Source organism: Flavobacteriales bacterium (genome assembly GCA_013214975.1).
Taxonomy (GTDB): domain Bacteria; phylum Bacteroidota; class Bacteroidia; order DT-38; family DT-38; genus DT-38.
Genome location: JABSPR010000220.1, coordinates 1 through 1757, shown reverse-complemented (window position 1 = coordinate 1757; position 1757 = coordinate 1). Strand labels below are relative to the sequence as shown.

The 1757-nt window shown below is 36.5% G+C and carries 4 protein-coding genes; 3 read left to right on the top strand and 1 reads right to left on the bottom strand.

From position 1 onward, the window contains the following. A partial coding sequence (locus tag HRT72_07425) for a helix-turn-helix domain-containing protein (protein ID NQY67536.1) occupies positions 1 to 134 on the top strand: 134 nt, incomplete at its 5' end. Between the two features lie 428 nt (positions 135 to 562). Then, entirely contained in the window at positions 563 to 1288 is a 726-nt protein-coding gene (locus HRT72_07420; GenBank protein ID NQY67535.1) for a hypothetical protein, read from the top strand. Here the strand turns inward: HRT72_07420 and HRT72_07415 are convergent, their stop codons facing one another. Continuing rightward, positions 1289 to 1675, bottom strand: coding sequence for a hypothetical protein (locus HRT72_07415; GenBank protein ID NQY67534.1), 387 nt, complete (start codon positions 1673 to 1675; stop codon positions 1289 to 1291). Here HRT72_07415 and HRT72_07410 point away from each other — a divergent pair. Then, positions 1655 to 1757, top strand: a 103-nt coding sequence (locus HRT72_07410) for an IS1 family transposase (GenBank protein ID NQY67533.1), incomplete at its 3' end; no start/stop codon positions are given. The genes HRT72_07415 and HRT72_07410 overlap by 21 nt on opposite strands.

The following is a 1757-nucleotide window of genomic DNA, read 5'->3' as shown; positions in this document are numbered from 1 at the left end:
GAAGAAAGCCTTCCATCAATAGAAATAAAATCTTATCTCTTCATAAAAATGGCCTAGGCGCTACCGCCATCTCTAAACAGATGAATATTGGTAGATCTACGGTTTATAAGGTGCTCAATGATTGCTCTGAATGAGTTGAATTATTTTGCATAAAATCTATTCTTTTGCTCAGACCGTAAATTCCCACACAGTTGGGCCTGCTACCCCTATTTGTATAACCTGCAACAGTTTTTTGGATAAAGGCCCCAACTCTTCCTCCATATGTGGAAATAGGGTCTCTTGTATGTTGTACCACATCTGTGATAAATTGTTCTTCATTCTATTTGTCCTTTCTGGATGTATTTTTACTAAATTATACTACCAGATAGGACATTATTTGTTTAATTACATACTATTTAGGTATTTTGCAATTGGCTCTACGGACTGTAAATAGTTAAAAGGAGGTTAGGGGACATATTATTGAAATTACAGTAGCTGCAACGAAGAAAAAAATAACTGAATAAATCAACTCAGCGTCTTTTTAAAAATTTTAGCTTAAAAAGCAAAAACAAGGAGAACAATTATGAGCGGTCAAACACCGAATCTTTCAACACATCGAAGTCTAGTTAGTAGGCTAACATTTAATTCGCCATGGAAGGGTAAAACCAGAACAGTTAGAAAAATTAATAGTGAAATGAAGCAACTAATGAAACAAGATGAGCAAATAAAACCACCTCCTCAACAAATAATTGCAATACAACGTCACTATTTGGGACTTCAATACACCAGTCGGAGTAGTTTTAGTTTGCAAAAAAAGGTTCAGAAGCTTTCTGCACATGCATTAGTAGGGATAACTAATAGCCTGACTGAAAATCCTGCGGACAATATAGGAGCAGCAACTTGGTTTGTTAGTGCCAGAGCGGAATTTAAAAAATTGGAACGTGTGCATGGGTTTTCTAATCTTATAAATAAACGTAGCTATGGGCCGGAGGGTGAAAAATATGATCTTGATAATCCTAGAGACCTTGTCGAATTCATACAGAAACAGTCTGGAAAAGAACATGACACTCAGGGATCCAAAGCTGAGTTTAATGGCTTTACAGCTGCTACAGCTGGAAGTTGCTTCTACACTCTTGGTGGAACATTATATAATTGGAGAAATCATAATGCCAAACAAAACTTATATAGAAGGGTCAAGAATGAATTATATATCCTTGAAACCAGTGCAAAAGAATCATTGTTGCGGACCATAGGAAATTTGTTAAAAGATAGGCCTAAGACCCCCGAAGATGTCAAAACGGAAACTTAGCTAAATATTGTAATATTTAGATAGCCAATTCAATGAGCCATCGACGGATATCCATGCTTTTATTCCATCAATCGCATATGAGATGGCTTCATTATCATCGCCTCTCCCATAATAACCGGGTGAATATTTTGGGAGAGGTTTTTGCTCCAATAAAAATGGGACAACGTAAGGATTATAGGCCATGGCTTCTTTGAAGAGTTTTTTAAGTTTAACTTCAGAACATTTGTTTGCAAAATGTAGTAATACATTTGAATAAAGCCACCAAGCAGAGCCATCGCCTTCAAACTCTTTGTATAAGTTTTGGGCATTTTCGGGATTGCTAAAATAGTATAGTGTATTATGATAGAAGCAAAAAGGAGCTGTTATATGAACTGTCCAAAATGCCAAGAAACAAGCTATTACAAGAACGGAAAAGCGATGGGGAGGCAACGATATAAGTGCAAACAATGCGGGTGCAACTTCACACAGT